This window comes from Amycolatopsis sp. NPDC051061 (genome assembly GCF_040682935.1).
Classification (GTDB): Bacteria; Actinomycetota; Actinomycetes; order Mycobacteriales; family Pseudonocardiaceae; genus Amycolatopsis.
This window is the reverse complement of the sequence record NZ_JBFBBZ010000022.1, coordinates 25,799-44,115: the sequence shown is the minus strand read 5'-3', so window position 1 is coordinate 44,115 and position 18,317 is coordinate 25,799. Positions and strand designations below refer to the sequence as shown.

Genomic DNA, 18,317 nt, shown 5'->3' with positions numbered 1-18,317 from the left:
AAACTGGCCTCAGACCTTCGCGACCGCGGCGAGGGCCTCGGGCAGCGTGAACGCCCCGGCGTAGAGGGCCTTCCCGACGATGGAGCCCTCGACGCCGTCCGAAGCCAGCCCGGCCAGCGCGACGAGGTCGTCCACACTGGACACCCCGCCGGAGGCGATCACCGGCGCGTCGGTGCGGGCGACGACGTCGCGCAGCAGCTCGAGGTTCGGGCCGCGCAGGGTGCCGTCCTTGCTGACGTCCGTCACGACGTAGCGGGACGCGCCGTCGCGGTCCAGGCGCTCCAGGACCTCCCACAGGTCGCCGCCGTCGGACGTCCAGCCGCGGGCCGAGAGGCGGTGGCCGGCCTCGGTGATCCGCACGTCGAGGCCGATCGCGACGCGGTCGCCGTACTCGCCGATCACCCGCGCCGTCCACTCCGGGTCCTCGAGCGCGGCGGTGCCGAGGTTGACGCGGCGGGCGCCGGTGGCCAGCGCGGCCTTCAGCGACGCGTCGTCGCGGATGCCGCCGGAGAGCTCGACCTGGACGTCGAGGCGCCCGACGACGCCCGCGAGCAGCTCGCGGTTGCTGCCCTTGCCGAAGGCGGCGTCGAGGTCGACCAGGTGGATCCACTCGGCGCCGTCGCGCTCCCAGGCGAGCGCCGCTTCGAGCGGGCTGCCATAGGAGGTCTCGGTGCCGGCCTCGCCCTGGACGAGTCGCACGGCCTGGCCATCGGCCACATCAACGGCGGGAAGCAGCGTGAAAGTCACGCCGGTAACTCTAAAGCGGAGACCCCCGTCACCCGGTCAGAGGGTCGCGAGCCAGTTGCGCAGGAGCTGCGCGCCCGCGTCGCCGGACTTCTCCGGGTGGAACTGGGTGGCCCACAGCGGCCCGTTTTCGACCGCGGCGACGAAGTCCTCGCCGTGGTTGGCCCAGGTGACCTTCGGTTCCTGGCCGGCCAGGCCCGACTCCAGTTCCCACTTGCGCGCGGCGTAGGAGTGGACGAAGTAGAACCGCTCGTCCGGGTCGAGGCCGGCGAAGAGCTGCGTGTCCGCGGGCGCGCGCACGGTGTTCCAGCCCATGTGCGGCAGGACGTCGGCGTTCAGCCGGTCGACGACGCCCGGCCACTCCCCCGTGCCCTCGGTCTCCTCGCCGTGCTCGACGCCGCGGGAGAAGAGGATCTGCATGCCGACGCAGATGCCGAGCACGGGACGGCCGCCGGCGAGGCGCTTGCCGATGATCCGGTGGCCCTTGACGTCCAGCAGGCCCGCCATGCACGCCGAGTACGCGCCGACGCCCGGCACGACGAGGCCGTCGGCCTCGATCGCGGCATGCGGGTCGGCGGTGACCTCGACTTCGGCCCCGGCGCGCGCCACAGCGCGTTCGGCGGAGCGGAGGTTGCCGGAACCGTAGTCGAGAATCACCACACGAGACACGCCACCCAGCGTAGCCGTCGCCGTCAGCGGCGCTCGAACGAATAGACGTCCGTCACGGTGTTGCACGGCGCCGGCGGCACGACCTCCACCCGCAGCACGCCGGCGTCGTAGTCGACGCCTTCCGGCGTGAAGGTGCCGGTGCAGGTGCTGACCAGCGGAACCTGGCTGATCTCGCGCACCTTCGCGGTGACGTCGTGGCCGTTCAGGGGCCGAGGGAGGTCGATCTGCAGGAGCTGCAGGTTGGTCGGGTAGAGGTCGTTGTTCGGGTCGCTGGTCGCGCAGATCAGGCGGGTCGAGCTGACGAAGTCGCAGCCCTGGGCGCTGCGGATGTGGTGGTCGAGGTGGATGCGGCCGGCGACGGGGAGGTCGCCGGCCTGCTTCGGGCCGCGGGGGTTGAGGAACGGCGTCGCCGAGACGTAGAGGCGGTCGATCTCGCCGAGCGGACCGGAGACCAGCCACTGGCCGTCGGGGGTGGCTGCGACCTCGGCGTTGGCGTTCGGGGCGGGCTCGTCGGCGGCGAGCGGGTGGACGAACTCCGTCGTCGTCCCGTCGGGCTTGGTGACCAGGTACATCTTCCGGGTGGGCGTCGGGGTGACGGTGTCCTGGTAGACGTCGAAGACGTAGCCGCGCAGCGAATCCGGGTCACCGACGTGGCCCCAGCCCTCGTCCTTGAGCGGCTGCGGGATGGTGGCGCCGTTGCGGTAGACGATCTCGGGGGCGTGACCGGGCAGGCGCAGTGTGGTGAGGCCCTCGCCGCTGACCCGGTTCTCGGCGGTGGTGTGCCCGGTTTGCCGCCAGGGGGACTCGTGCGCCGTGGCGACGCCGGTGGCGGTGAGCAGGGCGGCGGTGATGAGGGCGAGCAGACTGGCCGCGCGCATGTGCGCTCCTCGGAAGTAGAGGCCTTGGCGGCGGCGACGCGATTCTGCCACGGAGGGGTCACCCACCGGAAGAATCTTGGCGAAGGACGTTTCGGCGTCCCAGCGACTGGGTACCAACTCAGCCGATCGTGTGGGCTCACCCCGGCAAGACCGGACGCCAGGGAGGCGAAGATGGCTGAGGACGATCTGCTGTCCCAGATGCTGCACGCCTGGCGCGACGACATCGAGAGCGTGCCGTTTCCGCAGTTCAGCGAGCTGCTGATCCCCCGCCAGCAGGTCCGGCCGCGGTGCTCGCCCTCCGCGTCTGCTGTCCGCGTGACGAACGCCACGCGCAAGACAGACGCCTGACTGTGGTTTCCTGCGGGGGCCGCATCGACGCGTCCCCCGGGAGCCCTCATGAGTCGCAGCCCTGACCCGCACGACTTCCTCGACCTCGACGCCGGGCTCGCCGAGGAGGAGCGCGCCATCCGCGACGCTGTCCGCGCGTACGCGAAGGACAACCTGCTGGACCACATCGCGGATTGGTACGAATCGGGCGCGTTGCCGGCCGCCGAGCTGGCCAAGGGCTTCGGTTCGCTGGGGCTGCTGGGCATGCACCTGGAGGGTTACGGCTGCGCCGGCACGAGCGCGGTCGCGTACGGCATCGCGTGCCGTGAGCTGGAAGCCGTCGACTCGGGGTTGCGGAGCTTCGTGTCGGTGCAGGGCTCGCTCGCGATGTACGGGATCCACAAGTGGGGCAGCGAGGAGCAGCGGCAGGAGTGGCTGCCCCGGATGGCCACCGGCGACGCGCTGGGCTGCTTCGGCCTGACCGAGCCGGACGCGGGCAGCGACCCCGGCTCGATGCGGACGCGGGCGGTGCGCGACGGGTCGGACTGGGTGCTGTCGGGCACGAAGATGTGGATCACCAACGGAACGGTCGCCGACGTCGCGGTCGTCTGGGCCCAGACCGACGACGGGATCCGCGGGTTCGTCGTCCCGACGTCGACACCGGGGTTCACGGCGAACGAGGTCAAGCACAAGCTGTCCCTGCGGGCGTCGCTGACGGCGGAACTGGTCCTCGACGGCGTCCGGTTGCCTTCCACGGCGGCGTTCCCCGAGGTCCGGGGCTTGAAGGGCCCGCTGTCGTGCTTGAACGAGGCGCGCTACGGGATCTTGTTCGGCGTGGTCGGGGCGGCTCGCGCGTGCTACGAGTCGGCGCTGGAGTACACAATGTCGCGGTCGCAGTTCGGCAAGCCCCTGGCCGGGTTCCAGCTGACGCAGCGCAAGCTGGCCGACCTGCTGGTCGAGGTGAATCGTGCGGGGTTGGTGGCGCTGCAGATCGGGCGGTTGAAGGACGCGGGGACGTTGCACCACAACCACGTGAGCTTCGGCAAGATGGCGAACGTGCGCTCGGCTCTTTCCGCGGCGCGCGAGGCGCGTTCGATGCTGGGCGCGAACGGGATTTCGCTGGAGTACCCGGTGATGCGGCACATGGCGAACCTGGAGACGGTGCTGACGTACGAGGGCACGGAGGAGATGCACGCGCTGTCGCTGGGCCAGGCGGTGACGGGGCTGGCGGCGTTCCGCTGATCCGTTTTTGTCGGTGGTGGTCTTTAGACCTGGTCTCAAAACTCGGCGTGTCGCTAGGTGAACCAACGGCCCGCCCGTGGCTCCGCACCGCCCGCCTGTGGGGCCCGGCCCGACGGGCCGGAGGTCTGTCAGAGAGACTGGGGGCCAGTGCCCGCCCTCTCGACCTGGAGCCGTTGATGCCGCAAGGGACCGTCCGTTGGTTCGACGCCGAACGGGGTTTCGGCTTCCTCGCGCCCGAGGACGGCTCGCCGGACGTGTTCGTGCACGCCTCCGAGATCGTCGGGGACGGCGGCGCGAAATTGCTCCGCGAGGGTCAGGCCGTCGTGTTCGAGGTCGGCGAGAACGACCGCGGGCCCCAGGCGCTGCGCGTTCGCGTCACCGCCGATGCGGCCACCGGCAGCGCCGTGGGCCTGCTCGGCACCGTCAACTGGTACGAGCCGGGCAAGGGGTACGGCTTCGCGTCGCCGGACGGCGGCGGCGCCGACATCTTCGTGCACAGCTCCGCCATCGTGACCGGCGGCGTGGTCACCGAGGGGCAGCGGGTGGCCTTCCTGATCGTCGAAGGCGAGCGCGGCCCGCAGGCCGGGCACGTGATCCCGCTGGGAGCAGGGGCCGGCTCACCCGCTGCGGCTGGTATCGCGGACGGTGCCGACGGCACGGTGGCCTGGTACGACGAGGACAAGGGCTTCGGCTTCATCAACCCCGACTCCGGCGCCGGGGACGTCTTCGTTCACGCCCGGGCCCTGGCCGAGGGGCTGACGTGGCTCGCGGAGGGCGACCGCGTCGCCTACGAGGTGGCTAGTGGAGACAAGGGCCCGCAGGCCCGCGACGTGCACCTGGTCCGGGGCGCCGAGCCCCAGACGGCGCCGCAGCGGTCGGCACCTGCCGCGGCCGCAGGGCCGGCGGCGCGGGACGTGCCCGTACGAGGCGGCGAGGGCGTCGTCGCGCGCTACGACGACGACCGCGGCTTCGGCTTCATCACCCCGGACGCAGGCGGCGACGATCTCTTCGCCCACGCGTCCGTGATCATGGGGTCGGAGCCGCTGCAGAAGGGTGACCGGGTCCGGTACGCGGTGCGTCAGAGCGACCGGGGCCCGCAGGCCGACCGCATCGAACGCCTCTGAAGAGGCGGCCCCACCGATGGCTGATCACTTCCCGACGAGAGTGCTCGTTCATCCCCGTCGATGGTGCCGTCAGCAACGCGGCTGCAGCCTCCTCCAGGAGATCGATCTCCCTCGTGGTGACGGGGGCCCCGTGCCGACCCGAGGACCTGCTCCGCGCTCAGAAGCTCACCAGTCACCCCCACCCAACGACACAGAGCTACCGATGTATCCCAAACGAGTGAATGGATGCGTTAGACCTGGTCGCAGAGCTCGATCTTTATGAGCCAGCGGACGTTGATCACGGTGCAGGCCAGCGTGAGTAGCGCCAGCGTGGTGCATTCGGTCCGGTCGTAGCGCAGCCCGAGGCGTTTGAACCGCAGCAGCCAGGAGATGGTGCGTTCGACGACCCAGCGGACCCGGCCGAGGCGGGACTTGCCCTCAATCCCGCGCCGGGCGATACGGACCTTGATACCGCGGCGGGTCAGGTAGCGGCGGCAGCGGCGGTAGTCGTAGCCCTTGTCGGCGTGCAGCTTGTCCGGTCGGCATCGTGGCCGGCCCGCCCGGCCGTGGTGGCCGCGCACGGTCGGGTTCGTGTCCAGCAGCGGCTCGAACAGCATGCTGTCGTGGGTGTTTGCCGCCGACAACATGATGTGCAGCGGTAGCCCGTTCGCGTCGCACAGAACGTGGTACTTGGAGCCGGCTTTACCCCGGTCAGTGGGGCTGCGGCCGGTCAGCTCGCCCCCCTTTTCGACCGCACCGACACCGCGTCGATGCAGCCTCTGGTCCAGTCGAGCTCGTCGATGTTGGACAGCTCGTCGAGCATGAGCTGGTGCAGCCGGTCCCACACGCCGGCGTCCTGCCACTCACGTAACCGCCGCCACGCGGTGTGCCCGGAACCGCATCCGAGCTGCTCGGGTAGGTCTCGCCAGCGGCAGCCGGTGTCGAGCACGAACAAGATCCCCTCCAGCGCGGCACGGTCATCGATCCGGGGCCGCCCACCCGGACCGCGCGGCGCTGGTCGGGACGGGATCAGGGGTTCGATCAGCTCCCAGAGCCGGTCTTCGACCCGCCGCTGCTGCGTCGTCTTCGCCACGACTGCCCACGATCGACGACCAGGACCGGCAGGTTACGCAGTGACACACCCTTAAGTTTTGAGACCAGGTCTTAGAGTGCGGGTCGTGGACTTTTCTTCGTTTGAGACGGTGCTCGAGCTACGGCGCTACACGCTGCACCCGGGGCGGCGTGATGAGCTGATCGCGTTGTTCGAGCGTGAGTTCGTCGAGCCCCAGGAGGCTTCGGGGGCGCACCTGTTCGGGTTGTTCCGGGTGCCTTCGTCGCCGGACGAGTTCGTGTGGCTGCGGGGGTTCCGGTCTTTCGAGGCTCGCGCGGCTGCGCTTTCCTCGTTTTATTCCGGGCCGGTCTGGCGGCGTTTCCGCGATGCCGCCAACGCGACGATGGTGGACTCGGACAACGTGTTGCTGCTGCGTCCGGTCCTTCGCGGGCTGACGTCCCCACCGCCGGGTTCGGGCGTGTACGTCTCCTTCGCCGCATCGCCGTCGGCGTTCGCGGTGTTCGAGACGGAGCCGTCGGAGAACAACTTCCCGCAGCTGCCGGTGCGGACGGACGGGCCGTTCACGGTGTCGTTCAGCCGGGTTTCGTCCGCTTCTGCTGAGGCGCTGGAGCCGACTTCGCGGTCACTACTCCGTTGAGAGCAGTTCGGTGAGCCCCCGGGGGTAGAGGATCTTGCTGCCGTCGCGGAAGTCGGCGAAGTCGACCCAACGCGCGGTGGCGGGGTCGTCGAGGATCTTCATCTCATCCTTGGCGTACAGAGCGGAGTCGACGAACTCGGCGTCGTAGACGAAGGCGATCTCGTGCCCGGGGTTGTCGCGCCAGCTGAAAACGTTCTCGAGGACACCGAGCCGTTCCTTGACGAGCACCTCGGCATCGAGTTCCTCGCGGAACTCCCGCTGAAGGGCGTCATCACTGCGTTCGCCGAACTCGACCCCACCCCCGAGCGGCCGGTAGTAGGTCTCGCCTTTGACGTCATCGCGCCCTTCGAAGACGAGCAGAGCATGCTCACGCCAAATAACGCCGAGCGCGATCGGCCGGATGCTGGACCCCATGAGGGTCAGGCTATCGGCCCGCGGCTCCCTCAGCACACCCCAAGCAAGTCCGCCCACCCCGACCGCCACCACAACCCCGGCGGCAACCCAGGCCCACTGCGGCCCGAAAACCCCGGCCAGCGCCACGACCACAATGCCCACGGCAGGCATCGCCCAGGGCGAAGAGCCCATCACCACCTCGTCCCGACTTGTCGACCAGGCCTGAATGCTGGCCTAACATGGTCCAATCCTGGAGGGCGGGGTGAGGGCCATGCGCAGACTTCGTTTCGTTCGCCAGATCATGCAGTTGACGAACAACCCGCCGCCGACGCTTCCCGGTCACCGCAGGCGGCGGTTCGGGCGGAAGTGCCCGCAGTGCGGCAACGTGGTCCGGCCGGAAGGAAACCGAGAGTGGTGTCCAGTCTGTAGAGAGTTCGTCGACGAGATGTACGACTAGGCACCGTGGTGGCAACTTCATCGCCGTCGACTGCGGCCCTCGACCTCGCAGGACGGATCGGTCGGTACTTCACCGTCGTCAGCGTGGTGCCCGCGCTCTTCTTGACCGCGTGGACCGCGGCACTGGCTACCAGCGACGCGTGGAAGGCGACCCCGGATCTGCACCTGATGGTGCGACGCCTGGGAGGCATCAATCTCGCCGGCGCGGTGTGGTTGCTGCTGACTACGATGGTCTTCGCCCTGTTCCTTCACCCCCTCCAACTCGGCATGACCCGGTTGCTGGAGGGCTACTGGGGAAGTTCGTGGCCCTCGCGAATCCTGCTCCGACGAGGAATCACCCATCACCGCAAGCGGCGCGCCAGACTGCACCGCCGGCACTCGAAACTGGCGGCGGCACGGGATGACATCCTTCTGGCACAACTAGTGGCTGGATACGAGGAAAGACGAGCGGCAGGCAAGAGGCACCGCGGCGACCCGAGGGCATGGGGCGAAAGTCAGCTGGAGCAGGCTTTGACCGGCCAACGGTCGGCCGACGAGGCACATCGAGCCAGCGGATTGCACGCCGCCGCCGATGCAGCGGAGATCGCCTTCGACCGTTATCCGGAAGCCTCCCGGGTCATGCCGACCCGGCTCGGAAACGCCCTTCGCTCAGCCGAAGACGCAATCGGCTCGCAGTACGCCTCGACGCGATACTGACTGCCCCGCACGTGGCTTTGATCGCCCCCGCCGAGCACGTCAGCTACCTCCAGGACTCACGCCAGCAGCTTGATACTGCGGTGCGGCTGTGCGTAGTCGCCTTGATCGTCACTTGTGAGACCATCGGTTGCCTCCTGACAGACGGTTGGTGGCTGCTCATCGCTCTGGGGCCGTACTTTCTCGCGGGCATCGCTTACCGCTCCGCGGTCGCCGCAGCCGATTACTACATGGCGATCGTCGGCACGGTTCTCGACCTCAACCGATTCAGTCTCTACAAAAGCCTCCACGTCAAGTTGCCGATGAACACAGTCGAAGAGCGCTGGAACAACGAGAAGCTGATGGCGGTTCTGGAGCGGCGAAAGGGATCGAACATCCGGTACGAACACCACACCGCCGATTCCATCGACACCAGCGGCTCGCCTTCTACTCCCCCAGGAACTCTCTGATCGACAACCTCAACGATCCGGCATCCAGCCCATGCGCCAAGTCGTGGTCCGCGATCCCACCATAAGTCCGCACCTCCGCATCCCGCCGCACACCCAAAGACTTCAACCGATGCGGCAAGTCCGCCAATGCCTCCGAAACCCAAAAAGCCGAAGTCCCCGCCAAATAAGGCTCCACAAGAACAACCGAACCCGAAGCCGAAAGCACCGCCGACCGCAAACCGGCGGAGTCAAAAGGCCGAATAGTAGACGCATACAAAACCGTCACGTCCAACCCGGCGCACGCCCGCAGCACCCGATCCAACACCGGCCCCACCGCCACCACCACGCCCGACGAACCAAACCGCAGCCGAGTGAACCCGACGCCAAGATGAGGCGAAGCATTCGTCTGAGCTGAAAGCCGAAGGTAAACCCGCCCATCGCCAGGAACGGACTCCAGCAACAACCGGCGAGCCTCGTCGGCATGGCCGGGAACGTGCACCGTCCACCCCGGCAACGAATCCATCAGTAAAACGTCCCCCGGAGACTGATGCGTCCGCCCCTCGGCCGACATGTCGTACGAAGCCCCGTACGACACCAAAACCCCACCCACTTCCTGGTGCGAAAAGTCCAGCTTGATCTGCTCGAATGCGCGCTCCACCAGGAACGACGGGAACGTGTGCACGATCGGCCGCAACCCCGCCAGTGCCAGGCCCGCACCCGCGCTGACCAGCAGCTGCTCGCGGATCCCCACGTTGATCACCCGGTCCGGATGACGACGCGCCGCGCCCGCCAGCTGGGCCACCGAGATGTCCGCCAGCACCACCGCCACGTCCGGGTCCGCGTCCAGGATCTCCTCGGTTGTCTTCAGAAACGTTTCCCTCATGGAAATCAGCCCTTCGGTTCGACGACAGCGACCACAGCCAGTGGCCGGCCGGGATGCGGAGAAGTGAACGCGTCGTACAGCGCGGAGTGGTCGCGGCCGGACACCGTGCGCGTCTCCCAGCCTTCGACCTCGAAGCGGCGCGCGATGCCACCTGGCCAGCCGTGCGTCGACGACTGGTTGTCGATCACCACCGTCGTCAGGTTTTCGAGGCCGGACTTCGCCGCGACGACCATCGCCTCGTGGTTGGACCCCTCGTCCAGCTCGGCGTCGCCGATCAGCGTCACGACCCTCGACGTCACCCCGCGGGCGCGCAGGCCCAGCGCCGTGCCGAGGGCGATCGGCAGGCCGTGGCCGAGGGAACCGCTCGAAATCTCGACGCCGGGGACGCGCCGCCGGTCCGGATGGTGACCGAGGCGCGACAGCGCGTTCGACCACGTCGGCAGCTCGGCTTCGTCGAGAAAGCCCTTCACCGTGAGCACGGCGTAGTACGCCATCGGACCGTGCCCTTTGGACAACAGGAAACGGTCGCGGTCCGGCGAGCGGAACGTGGCCGGCGTAATGTCCAGCACGCGGTCGTAGAGCACCCACAGGACGTCCACAGTGGACTCCGCGGCGGCGTGGTGCTTGTCGTCGCCGGTCATCAGCGAGATCAGTCGCGGCAGCTCGGCGTAGCCCGGTTCGGTCGCAGTGGTCATACTCCGACGATGCAACCTCGACTAAACTCGAAGTCAAGGATAGCCTGAACTGGTGACGAGGCTCGCTGAACATCTCAGCATCGGACAGGTGGCGGACCGCAGCGGGGTGCCGCACACGGCACTGCGGTTCTACGAGGAAAAAGGCCTGATCAGCTCGGAGCGATCGGCGGGCAACCAGCGCCGCTACTCGCGCTCGGTGCTGCGGCGGATCGCGTTCATTCGCGCCGCGCAACGGGTCGGGCTCTCCCTCGAGGACATCAGCGCGGCACTGACGTCGCTGCCCGCCGACCACGCCCCGACGAAGGCCGACTGGGCGCGGCTGTCCCGCGACTGGCAGCACGAGCTCGACGCGCGGATCGACGCCCTGCAACGCCTTCGCGACCGGCTCACCGGCTGCGTCGGCTGCGGGTGCCTGTCACTGCGCAGCTGCGCGCTCTACAACAACGATGACGCGCTGGCGCGCTTCGGGCCGGGAGCGAGCAAACTGCGTCCGGCGATCGAGGGCGGCATCTAAATCGCTTGCCCGCCGCGGGATCCTGGGGAGGAAATGAACGAGAAAGAACTGATCCGCATCTCCAAACGGCTGTCGCTGCACCTGCGCCACGATCCCGCCGCCGCCGGCCTCACCCTCTCCCCTGACGGCTGGGTCGACGTCGACACCCTGCTGCGGGCGTTGAAGATCACCCGCGAACAGCTCGACGAGGTCGTCGAGACGAACAGCAAGCGCCGTTTCGCCTTCGACGAGACCAGCACGCGCATCCGCGCGAGCCAGGGCCACAGCGTCTCGGTCGACCTCGGCCTCGCGGACGCGACACCGCCGGACGTGCTCTACCACGGCACGGTGGCGAAGTTCCTCGACGCGATCCTCCGCGAGGGACTGCGCCCGATGAAGCGTCACGCGGTCCACCTTTCGGCGACGCTCGACACCGCGCGAACGGTGGGGGCGCGACGCGGCAAGCCGGTGCTCCTCCGGGTCGACGCCGCGGAAATGGCCGCCGCGGGACACGCCTTCCAGGTCAGCGCGAACGGCGTTTGGCTGACGGCGACGGTGCCGCCGGAATATCTCCACCGCGTCGGCTGAGGCGGAACTCGCTTACCGGAGTGGTCGGCTCGCGTACTCAGACGGTCGGCTCGCGTACCTGGACGGTCGGCTCGCGTACCCAGACGGTCGGCTCGCGTACTCGGGCGGACGACACGCGGGGCGGAATCCCGGAACTCGCGTGATTGGGCGCGTCTCTCGCGTGATTGGGGGCGGGACTCGCGTGATTGGGGGGTCGACTCGCGTGATTACGCGGTCGACACGGGGGTGGGGAGGCGGCGGCGGGGGCGGCCCAGGAGGCGGCGGCCCACGTCCAGCAGTTCCGTGCGGAGCTCGTCGTCGCCCAGGCGGGCCAGGTCGGGGGAACCGCCGGCCATCGCGATGCCCGTCAACGTCACCATCGCGTTGACCCGCGCTGTCGGGGTCGGGTCCGGGCCCGACAGGATGCCCAGCAGCGCCTGGCCGAAGCCCTCCATACCGCCGTGCGCCGACTTCTCGATCGCGCGGACCAGGCCCGGATCGCTCGAGAACAGCGCCACCAGCGCGCGGTGCCGGATCACCAGGTCGACGAACCCCTCCAGCAGCAGGTCCACCTGCGTGCCACGGCGCTTCTGCGCGGCCGCGCGCAGCACCAGCTCGTCGAGGTCACGCACCCCGGGCTCGGCCACCGCCTCGGTGATCTCCGCCTTCGTCTTGAAGTGGTAGTAGACCGCCGCCTTCGTGACCCCGAGCGCGTCGGCGATCATCTGCAGCGACGTGCCCTCGACCCCGTGTTCGGTGAACAGCCGCAACGCGGTCTGCAGCAGTCGGGTCCGGGTGTCCTCGGCCGGGCCGGCGGTCATTCTTCCTCCTCAGCGAGCCGTCGGAGCGTACGTCACTCCCTGTCGATCGGCAAACCGCTTACTAGCCGATCGGCTGGGATAAACCTTGCTGTTCGGCAAGTCACATACTTGCCGATCGGCTTGGAGCTCTCCTTGCCGATCGGCTAGCTTGAAAGGAACCAGATCGAGTGACCCGACCCCGTTCGGGCGAAACGGAGCTGACTCGTGGCCACCTTCCTGTACCGGCTCGGCCGGTTGTCCTTCCGACGGCGGGCGCTGGTGGCCGCCGTCTGGGCGGCCGTCCTCGTGGCGCTCGGGCTGGGCGCCCTCACGCTGTCCGGCCAGCTGTCGAACTCGGTGACGATCCCCGGCACCGAGTCGCAGCGCGCGATCGACCAGCTGACCGAGAAGTTCCCGCAGGCCAACGCCGGTGGCGCCACCGCGCGCGTCGTCATCGAGGCGCCGGCCGGGACGTCGGTGACCGACGCGAAGGGCAAGGTCGCCGTCGAGTCCCTGGTCGGGCAGCTGAAGACCGCGCCGAAGGTCGCCGTCGTCGTGGACCCGTTCCAGGCGCAGTCGATCTCCCCCGACAAGCGCGTCGCGCTCGCCCAGGTCAGCTACGGCGCGAAGGCGTACGAGCTCACCGACGGTGACCGCAAAGCCCTCCTGAACACCGCCGACGCGGCCCGCGCCCAAGGGTTCACCGTCGAGTTCGGCGGCGACGCCGTGCAGGGCGTCCCCGAAACCGGCGCGACCGAGGGCCTGGGTGTCGCGGTCGCCGCCGTCGTGCTGATCATCACCTTCGGCTCGCTGGTCGCCGCCGGGATCCCGCTGCTCACCGCGCTGATCGGCGTCGGCACCGGGATGGGCGGCATCTTCCTCGCCTCCGGGTTCCTCGAGCTGAACTCGAACACGCCGATCCTGGCGCTGATGATCGGGCTGGCCGTCGGCATCGACTACGCGCTGTTCATCGTCTCGCGCTACCGGCACGAACTGCGTCTCGGCCGCGATCCCGAAGAGGCCGCGGGCCGCGCCGCCGGCACCGCCGGGTCCGCGGTCGTGTTCGCCGGGCTCACCGTCATCATCGCGCTGGCCGGCCTCACCATCATCGGCATCCCGTTCCTCGGCCAGATGGGCGTCGCCGCGGCCGTCACCGTCGCGGTTGCCGTGCTCATCGCGCTGACGCTGCTGCCCGCGATCCTCGGGTTCGCCGGACACCGGGTGGCCGGCGAACGGATTCGCCTGCGCCGCAAGCCGGTCGGAACGACGCACGGAGAGCGCTGGGCGCGGTTCGTCGCCCGCCACCGGTGGCCGGTGCTGCTCGTCGCGCTGGCCGGGATGGCCGTCGTCGCGCTGCCCGCGCTCGGCATGCAGCTCGGCCTGCCCAACGACAGCACCGCGGCACCCGAGTCGACCCAGCACAAGGCGTACGAGATCGCCAGCCGCAGCTTCGGCGAGGGCTCCAACGGGCCGCTGCTGGTCGTCGTCGACACCGGGTCGAGCACCAACCGGCAGGCCGCGCTCGGTCAGGCCGCGGCGGACATCCAGAAGCTGCCGGACGTCGCCGCCGTCACTCCGGCGAAGGTCAACCAGACCGGTGACACGGCGTTGCTCACGGTGATTCCGAAGAGCGGGCCGAGCAGCACCCAGACCGAGGACCTGGTGGCCGCGATCCGCACCGAGTCCGGCGCGCTGGAGAACGCGACCGGCGCGAAGCTGTCCGTCACCGGGCAGACCGCGGCGAACATCGACGTCTCGGAGAAGCTGTCCGACGCGATGCTGCCCTACCTCGCGCTGATCGTCGGGCTGGCGTTCGTGCTGCTGATGCTGGTGTTCCGCTCGGTCGTGGTGCCGCTGAAGGCGACGATCGGCTTCCTCGGCTCGGTCGCGGCGACGTTCGGCGCGGTGGTCGCGGTGTTCCAGTGGGGCTGGCTGACGGACCTGCTCGGCGTCGAGTCGACCGGGCCGATCATGAGCATGCTGCCGATCCTGCTGATCGGCGTGCTGTTCGGGCTGGCGATGGACTACCAGGTGTTCCTGGTGACGCGGATGCGCGAGGAGCACGTCCACGGCGCGGAGCCCCAGGAAGCGATGGTCACCGGCTTCCGCCACGGCGCGCGGGTGGTCGTCGCGGCGGCGCTGATCATGATCAGCGTGTTCGCCGGGTTCATCCTGGCCGAGTCGGCGCTGATCCAGTCGATCGGCTTCGCGCTGGCGTTCGGCGTGCTGGTGGACGCGTTCGTGGTCCGGATGACGCTGGTGCCGGCGGTGATGTCCCTGCTCGGCCGCGGCGCGTGGTGGCTGCCGAAGTGGCTCGACCGCATCCTGCCGGACGTCGACGTCGAGGGTGAGAAGCTCACCAAGCACCTCGACGCCGCACCCGATGACGACGAGCGCGAACTGGTCGGCGCGAGCCGCTAGCCGAAGTTCGTGAAGGCCACCTTGAGGAACTTGAAGTTCCTCAAGGTGGCCTTCACGGCTTTCAGGCCGGGGCGGGGACGCCGTCGAGGACGATCACCGGGAACACCCGGTCGGTGTTCCGCTCGTAGGCGGAGGTGCCGTCGGAAACCGTGCGGTAGAGGCGGTCGCGCTCCTCGCCGGTCGTCACGACGGCCCGCGCCGGGTAGGTGGCGTCGCCGAGCTCGACCGTCACCGCCGGGTCGGCGAGCAGGTTGTGGAACCAGGCCGGGTGCCGGGGAGCGCCCGCCTTGGAGCCGACCACGAACACGCGGCCCCGGTCGTCGACCGCGAAGCCGAGCGGCACCGTCGTCCGACGGCCGGTGCGCGCCCCGGTCGTGGTCAGCAGCAGGATCGGGAACGGCGGTCGGCTGACCACGCCGTGGTGAGCGCGGAATTCGCTGATGACGCCTTCGTTGTAGGTCCGGAACTCCTCGTCGGCCGGCACAGTGGACATCGCTCTCCCTGGTTCTCGTGGCGGGACCTCGATGGTGCAGACCGCCCGCGCCCGGGAAAGGAATCGGTCAGCTCATGAACCAGAAGATGGCGCCGCCGATGGCGAGCAGGGCCGCGACGCCGAGCACCCCCGCCATGAACTTGGCCGTCTTCCAGGTCGAGTACACGCCGCCCACCAGGAAACCGCCCAGGGCGAGCAGGAGGACTCCGACGACTTCCTTGCTCACAGGACGCCCTTCGTGGAGGGGATGCCGCCCGCGCGCGGGTCCGGCTCGGTCGCCGCGCGCAAGGCCCGGGCCACCGCCTTGTACTCCGCCTCCGCGATGTGGTGCGGGTCGCGGCCGTGGATCACGCGGACGTGCAGCGCGATCTGCGCGTGGAACGACAGCGAGTCGAACACGTGGCGCGTCAGGACGAACGGGTAGTTGTTACCGATCGTGAAGGTGTTGAACTGCTCCGGTTCGCCCACGTGCACGCAGTACGGCCGCCCGGAAACGTCGATCGCCGCGTGGGCGAGCGTCTCGTCCATCGGGATCCACGCGTCGCCGAAGCGGCGGATGCCGCTCTTGTCGCCAAGGGCCTGGCGGATCGCCTGGCCCAGCACGATCGCCGTGTCCTCGACCGTGTGGTGCGCGTCGATGTGGATGTCGCCGGTCGCCTCGACCTTGAGGTCCAGGGAGCCGTGGACGCCGAACGCCGTCAGCATGTGGTCGTAGAACGGCACGCCGGTCGAGATGTCGACCTCGCCGGTGCCGTCGAGGTCCAGCTGGACGAAGATCGAGGACTCCTTGGTGGTCCGTTCGACCTTGCCGATGCGGGTCATCGGGAAACTTCCTTACTCGCCTCGAGGAAGGCGTCGTTCTCTTCCGGCGTGCCGATGCTGACGCGCAGGTGTCCTTCGATGCCGGGGTCGCGGATCAGCACGCCCTTGTCCAAATAGGACTGCCAGGCCGCGTGCGGGTCGCCGAACCGTCCGAAGAGGACGAAGTTCGAATCGCTCGGCACGGGGTCGTACCCCAGACCGGCCAACGCCTCCAGGACGCGGTCGCGTTCGGCGGCCAGCTTGTGCACGCTGTCCAAAGTGGCGTCCGCGTGGCGCAGCGCCGCCCGCGCGGCCGCCTGCGTCAGCCGCGAAAGGTGGTACGGCAGCCGCACCAGCTGCAGCGCGTCGACGACGGCGGGCGCCGCCGCCAGGTAGCCGAGCCGGCCGCCGGCGAAGGCGAACGCCTTGCTCATCGTGCGCGACACGATGAGCCGCGCGGGGTAGCCGGCCAGCAGCTCCACCGCGCTCGGCTGCGGCGAAAACTCCGCGTACGCCTCGTCGACGACCACGATCCCGGTGGCCGCGTCGAGCACCGCGCGCAGCTCGGCCAGGGGGATCGAGCCGCCGGTCGGGTTGTTCGGGCTGGTGACGAACACGATGTCGGGCCGCTTCTCGCGGATGAGTGACGCCGCCGCGGCCGTGTCGAGCGTGAAGTCGGGGCGGCGGGGCGCCGGGACCCACTCGGTGCGCGTGCCCGACGCGATGATCGGGTGCATCGAGTACGACGGCTCGAAGCCGAGCGCGCTGCGCCCGGGGCCGCCGAAGGCCTGCAGGATCTGCTGCAGCACCTCGTTGGACCCGTTGGCGGCCCAGACGTTCGCCTCCGACAGCACCACCCGCGTCGACACGCTCAGGTAGTCGGCCAGGTCCTGGCGCAGCGCCACGGCGTCCCGGTCCGGGTAGCGGTGCAGCTCGGCGGCTTCCGCGCGGACCGCCTCGGCCACGTCCGCGACCAGCTCGGGCGGCGGCGGGTACGGGTTCTCGTTGGTGTTGAGCCGGACCGGGACGTCCAGCTGCGGCGCGCCGTACGGGGTCTTGCCGCGCAGGTCGTCGCGCAGCGGCAGCGCGTCCAGGGTGACCTCTTCGCCGATGGTCATCGAGCCTCGCCTCCGAAGCGCGCGGTGACGGCTTCGCCGTGCGCGGGCAGGTCCTCGGCGTTGGCCAGCGCGACGACGCGGCCGGCGACCTCGCGCAGCGCGTCCTCGGAGTAGTCCACGACGTGGATGCCCTTGAGGAAGCTCTGCACGGACAGGCCCGAGGAGTGGCGGGCGAACCCGCCGGTGGGCAGGACGTGGTTGGAGCCGGCGCAGTAGTCGCCGAGCGACACCGGGGCGTACGCGCCGACGAAGATGGCGCCCGCGTTGCGGACCCGGGCGGCGACCGCGCGCGCGTCCGCCGTCTGGATCTCGAGGTGCTCGGCGGCGTAGGCGTCGACGACGCGCAAGCCGTCGTCCACAGTGGACACCAGGATGACGCCGGACTGCTTGCCGGCCAGCGCTTCGGCGACGCGTTCGGTGTGCTTCGTCGCGGCGACGCGGTTCACCAGCTCCTTGTCGACGGCGTCGGCGAGCTGCTCCGACGTCGTCACCAGGACGCTCGCCGCCAAGGGGTCGTGCTCGGCCTGGCTGATCAGGTCGGCGGCGACGTGCACCGGGTCGGCCGTCTCGTCGGCGAGGATGGCGATCTCGGTCGGCCCGGCCTCGGCGTCGATGCCGATCAGGCCGCGCAGGAGCCGCTTGGCCGCGGTGAGGTAGATGTTGCCCGGCCCGGTGACGACGTCGACCGGGACGAGCTCGGCACCGTCGGTGTCCGTGCCGCCGTACGCGAGCAGCGCGACGGCCTGCGCGCCGCCGGCCGCCCACACCTCGTCGACGCCGAGGAGCTCGGCCGCGGCGAGGATGGTCGGGTGCGGCAGGCCGTCGAACGCGGCCTGCGGCGGCGAGCAGACGACCAGGGAGGCGACGCCCGCGATCTGCGCCGGGACGACGTTCATCACCACGGTCGAGGGGTACACGGCCAGCCCGCCCGGGGCGTAGAGGCCGACGCGCTCGACCGGCACCCACTTCTCGGTGACCGTGCCGCCGTCGACGACCGCGGTCGTGACGTCGGTGCGGCGCTGCCCGTCGTGCACCTTGCGGGCGCGGGTGATCGACTCCTCCAGCGCGGCGCGCACGGCCGGGTCCAGCTCGGCCAGTGCCTTCGTCAACCGCTCGCGCGGCACCCGCACGGACGCGGGACGGACGCCGTCGAACTTCTCGGTGTACTCGAGGACGGCTTCGACACCGCGGTCACGGACCGCCTCGACCACCGGGCGCACGTGATGCAGCGCCGCGTCCACGTCGTATTCGGCGCGCGGGAGCGTGGCGCGCAGTTCGGCGGCGGTCGGGACCTGCCCACGCAGGTCGGTGCGGTTCAACATGCCCTCAGGGTACGAGGTCACGCCGAGCGGGTTTTCGGCGATACTCCCCGGTGACGGCGGATCCCAGCATGCAGGAGGCAGC

General features: G+C 69.6%; 21 protein-coding genes and 1 pseudogene. 9 read left to right on the top strand and 13 right to left on the bottom strand.

Annotated features, from left to right (window positions below; translation table 11 throughout):
* Positions 1 to 9: 9 nt before the first annotated feature.
* From priA to AB0N03_RS27660, 3 genes are read right to left on the bottom strand one after another with little or no spacing between them, the layout of a single operon-like run.
* Positions 10 to 747 (bottom strand): bifunctional 1-(5-phosphoribosyl)-5-((5-phosphoribosylamino)methylideneamino)imidazole-4-carboxamide isomerase/phosphoribosylanthranilate isomerase PriA, encoded by a 738-nt coding sequence (gene priA, locus AB0N03_RS27670; protein WP_364377446.1) that lies wholly within the window; start codon positions 745 to 747, stop codon positions 10 to 12.
* Between the two features lie 36 nt (positions 748 to 783).
* Positions 784 to 1,404, bottom strand: a complete 621-nt coding sequence (gene hisH, locus AB0N03_RS27665) for an imidazole glycerol phosphate synthase subunit HisH (RefSeq protein ID WP_364377667.1) — start codon at positions 1,402 to 1,404, stop codon at positions 784 to 786.
* A 32-nt stretch (positions 1,405 to 1,436) separates the two neighbouring features.
* Positions 1,437 to 2,291: a hypothetical protein gene (locus AB0N03_RS27660; RefSeq protein WP_364377444.1), complete on the bottom strand. Its 855-nt coding sequence runs from the start codon at positions 2,289 to 2,291 to the stop codon at positions 1,437 to 1,439.
* A 171-nt stretch (positions 2,292 to 2,462) separates the two neighbouring features.
* On the opposite strand from AB0N03_RS27660, the gene AB0N03_RS27655 reads away from it, so the two are divergent.
* The 3 genes from AB0N03_RS27655 (at position 2,463) to AB0N03_RS27645 (ending at position 4,984) form a co-directional block, all read left to right on the top strand.
* Positions 2,463 to 2,639 (top strand): hypothetical protein, encoded by a 177-nt coding sequence (locus tag AB0N03_RS27655; RefSeq protein WP_364377442.1) that lies wholly within the window; start codon positions 2,463 to 2,465, stop codon positions 2,637 to 2,639.
* Between the two features lie 48 nt (positions 2,640 to 2,687).
* Positions 2,688 to 3,860 carry an acyl-CoA dehydrogenase family protein gene (locus AB0N03_RS27650; RefSeq protein WP_364377440.1) on the top strand — a complete coding sequence of 391 codons (1,173 nt, stop codon included), beginning with the start codon at positions 2,688 to 2,690 and terminating at the stop codon, positions 3,858 to 3,860.
* Between the two features lie 176 nt (positions 3,861 to 4,036).
* Positions 4,037 to 4,984, top strand: a complete 948-nt coding sequence (locus tag AB0N03_RS27645; protein ID WP_364377438.1) for a cold shock domain-containing protein — start codon at positions 4,037 to 4,039, stop codon at positions 4,982 to 4,984.
* A gap of 230 nt (positions 4,985 to 5,214) precedes the next feature.
* On the opposite strand, the pseudogene AB0N03_RS27640 reads toward AB0N03_RS27645, so the two are convergent.
* Positions 5,215 to 6,056, bottom strand: a pseudogene (locus AB0N03_RS27640) (IS5 family transposase).
* A gap of 85 nt (positions 6,057 to 6,141) precedes the next feature.
* On the opposite strand from AB0N03_RS27640, the gene AB0N03_RS27635 reads away from it, so the two are divergent.
* Positions 6,142 to 6,672, top strand: a complete 531-nt coding sequence (locus AB0N03_RS27635; protein WP_364377436.1) for an NIPSNAP family protein — start codon at positions 6,142 to 6,144, stop codon at positions 6,670 to 6,672.
* On the opposite strand, the gene AB0N03_RS27630 is transcribed toward AB0N03_RS27635, so the two are convergent.
* On the bottom strand, positions 6,661 to 7,227 hold the full coding sequence (locus AB0N03_RS27630) for an NUDIX hydrolase (protein WP_364377434.1): 567 nt from the start codon (positions 7,225 to 7,227) through the stop codon (positions 6,661 to 6,663). The genes AB0N03_RS27635 and AB0N03_RS27630 overlap by 12 nt on opposite strands.
* 378 nt (positions 7,228 to 7,605) lie before the next feature.
* Between AB0N03_RS27630 and AB0N03_RS27625 the strand changes: the two genes are divergently transcribed.
* Both AB0N03_RS27625 and AB0N03_RS27620 read left to right on the top strand, forming a co-directional pair.
* Positions 7,606 to 8,217 (top strand): hypothetical protein, encoded by a 612-nt coding sequence (locus AB0N03_RS27625; protein ID WP_364377432.1) that lies wholly within the window; start codon positions 7,606 to 7,608, stop codon positions 8,215 to 8,217.
* 11 nt (positions 8,218 to 8,228) lie between these two features.
* Positions 8,229 to 8,663, top strand: a complete 435-nt coding sequence (locus AB0N03_RS27620) for a hypothetical protein (protein ID WP_364377430.1) — start codon at positions 8,229 to 8,231, stop codon at positions 8,661 to 8,663.
* Here AB0N03_RS27620 and AB0N03_RS27615 read toward each other — a convergent pair.
* On the bottom strand, positions 8,641 to 9,531 hold the full coding sequence (locus AB0N03_RS27615; RefSeq protein ID WP_364377666.1) for a transketolase: 891 nt from the start codon (positions 9,529 to 9,531) through the stop codon (positions 8,641 to 8,643). The two genes, AB0N03_RS27620 and AB0N03_RS27615, sit on opposite strands and share 23 nt — an antisense overlap.
* On the bottom strand, positions 9,531 to 10,220 hold the full coding sequence (locus AB0N03_RS27610; RefSeq protein WP_364377428.1) for a thiamine pyrophosphate-dependent enzyme: 690 nt from the start codon (positions 10,218 to 10,220) through the stop codon (positions 9,531 to 9,533). Before AB0N03_RS27610 ends, AB0N03_RS27615 begins: the two co-directional genes overlap by 1 nt.
* A gap of 52 nt (positions 10,221 to 10,272) precedes the next feature.
* Here AB0N03_RS27610 and soxR point away from each other — a divergent pair, with 52 nt between their 5' ends.
* Both soxR and AB0N03_RS27600 read left to right on the top strand, forming a co-directional pair.
* Complete coding sequence (soxR, locus tag AB0N03_RS27605; RefSeq protein ID WP_364377426.1) at positions 10,273 to 10,734, top strand: redox-sensitive transcriptional activator SoxR; 462 nt, start codon at positions 10,273 to 10,275, stop codon at positions 10,732 to 10,734.
* A 33-nt stretch (positions 10,735 to 10,767) separates the two neighbouring features.
* On the top strand, positions 10,768 to 11,301 hold the full coding sequence (locus tag AB0N03_RS27600; protein WP_364377424.1) for an RNA 2'-phosphotransferase: 534 nt from the start codon (positions 10,768 to 10,770) through the stop codon (positions 11,299 to 11,301).
* Positions 11,302 to 11,507: 206 nt separating this feature from the next.
* Here the strand turns inward: AB0N03_RS27600 and AB0N03_RS27595 are convergent, their stop codons facing one another.
* Entirely contained in the window at positions 11,508 to 12,101 is a 594-nt protein-coding gene (locus AB0N03_RS27595; RefSeq protein WP_364377422.1) for a TetR family transcriptional regulator, read from the bottom strand.
* A gap of 204 nt (positions 12,102 to 12,305) precedes the next feature.
* Between AB0N03_RS27595 and AB0N03_RS27590 the strand changes: the two genes are divergently transcribed.
* A complete protein-coding gene (locus tag AB0N03_RS27590; protein ID WP_364377420.1) occupies positions 12,306 to 14,501 on the top strand; it encodes an MMPL family transporter in 2,196 nt (731 codons plus the stop codon).
* 61 nt (positions 14,502 to 14,562) lie between these two features.
* Here the strand turns inward: AB0N03_RS27590 and AB0N03_RS27585 are convergent, their stop codons facing one another.
* The 5 genes from AB0N03_RS27585 to hisD form a co-directional block, all read right to left on the bottom strand.
* Positions 14,563 to 14,994, bottom strand: coding sequence for a nitroreductase/quinone reductase family protein (locus AB0N03_RS27585; protein ID WP_364377418.1), 432 nt, complete (start codon positions 14,992 to 14,994; stop codon positions 14,563 to 14,565).
* 67 nt (positions 14,995 to 15,061) lie between these two features.
* A complete protein-coding gene (locus AB0N03_RS27580; protein ID WP_196425226.1) occupies positions 15,062 to 15,220 on the bottom strand; it encodes a hypothetical protein in 159 nt (52 codons plus the stop codon).
* Entirely contained in the window at positions 15,217 to 15,816 is a 600-nt protein-coding gene (gene hisB / locus AB0N03_RS27575; protein ID WP_364377416.1) for an imidazoleglycerol-phosphate dehydratase HisB, read from the bottom strand. Before hisB ends, AB0N03_RS27580 begins: the two co-directional genes overlap by 4 nt.
* Positions 15,813 to 16,913, bottom strand: a complete 1,101-nt coding sequence (locus AB0N03_RS27570) for a histidinol-phosphate transaminase (protein ID WP_364377414.1) — start codon at positions 16,911 to 16,913, stop codon at positions 15,813 to 15,815. The genes hisB and AB0N03_RS27570 overlap by 4 nt, the downstream gene beginning before the upstream one ends.
* Positions 16,910 to 18,235, bottom strand: a complete 1,326-nt coding sequence (gene hisD, locus AB0N03_RS27565; RefSeq protein ID WP_364377412.1) for a histidinol dehydrogenase — start codon at positions 18,233 to 18,235, stop codon at positions 16,910 to 16,912. Before hisD ends, AB0N03_RS27570 begins: the two co-directional genes overlap by 4 nt.
* Positions 18,236 to 18,317: the final 82 nt, after the last annotated feature.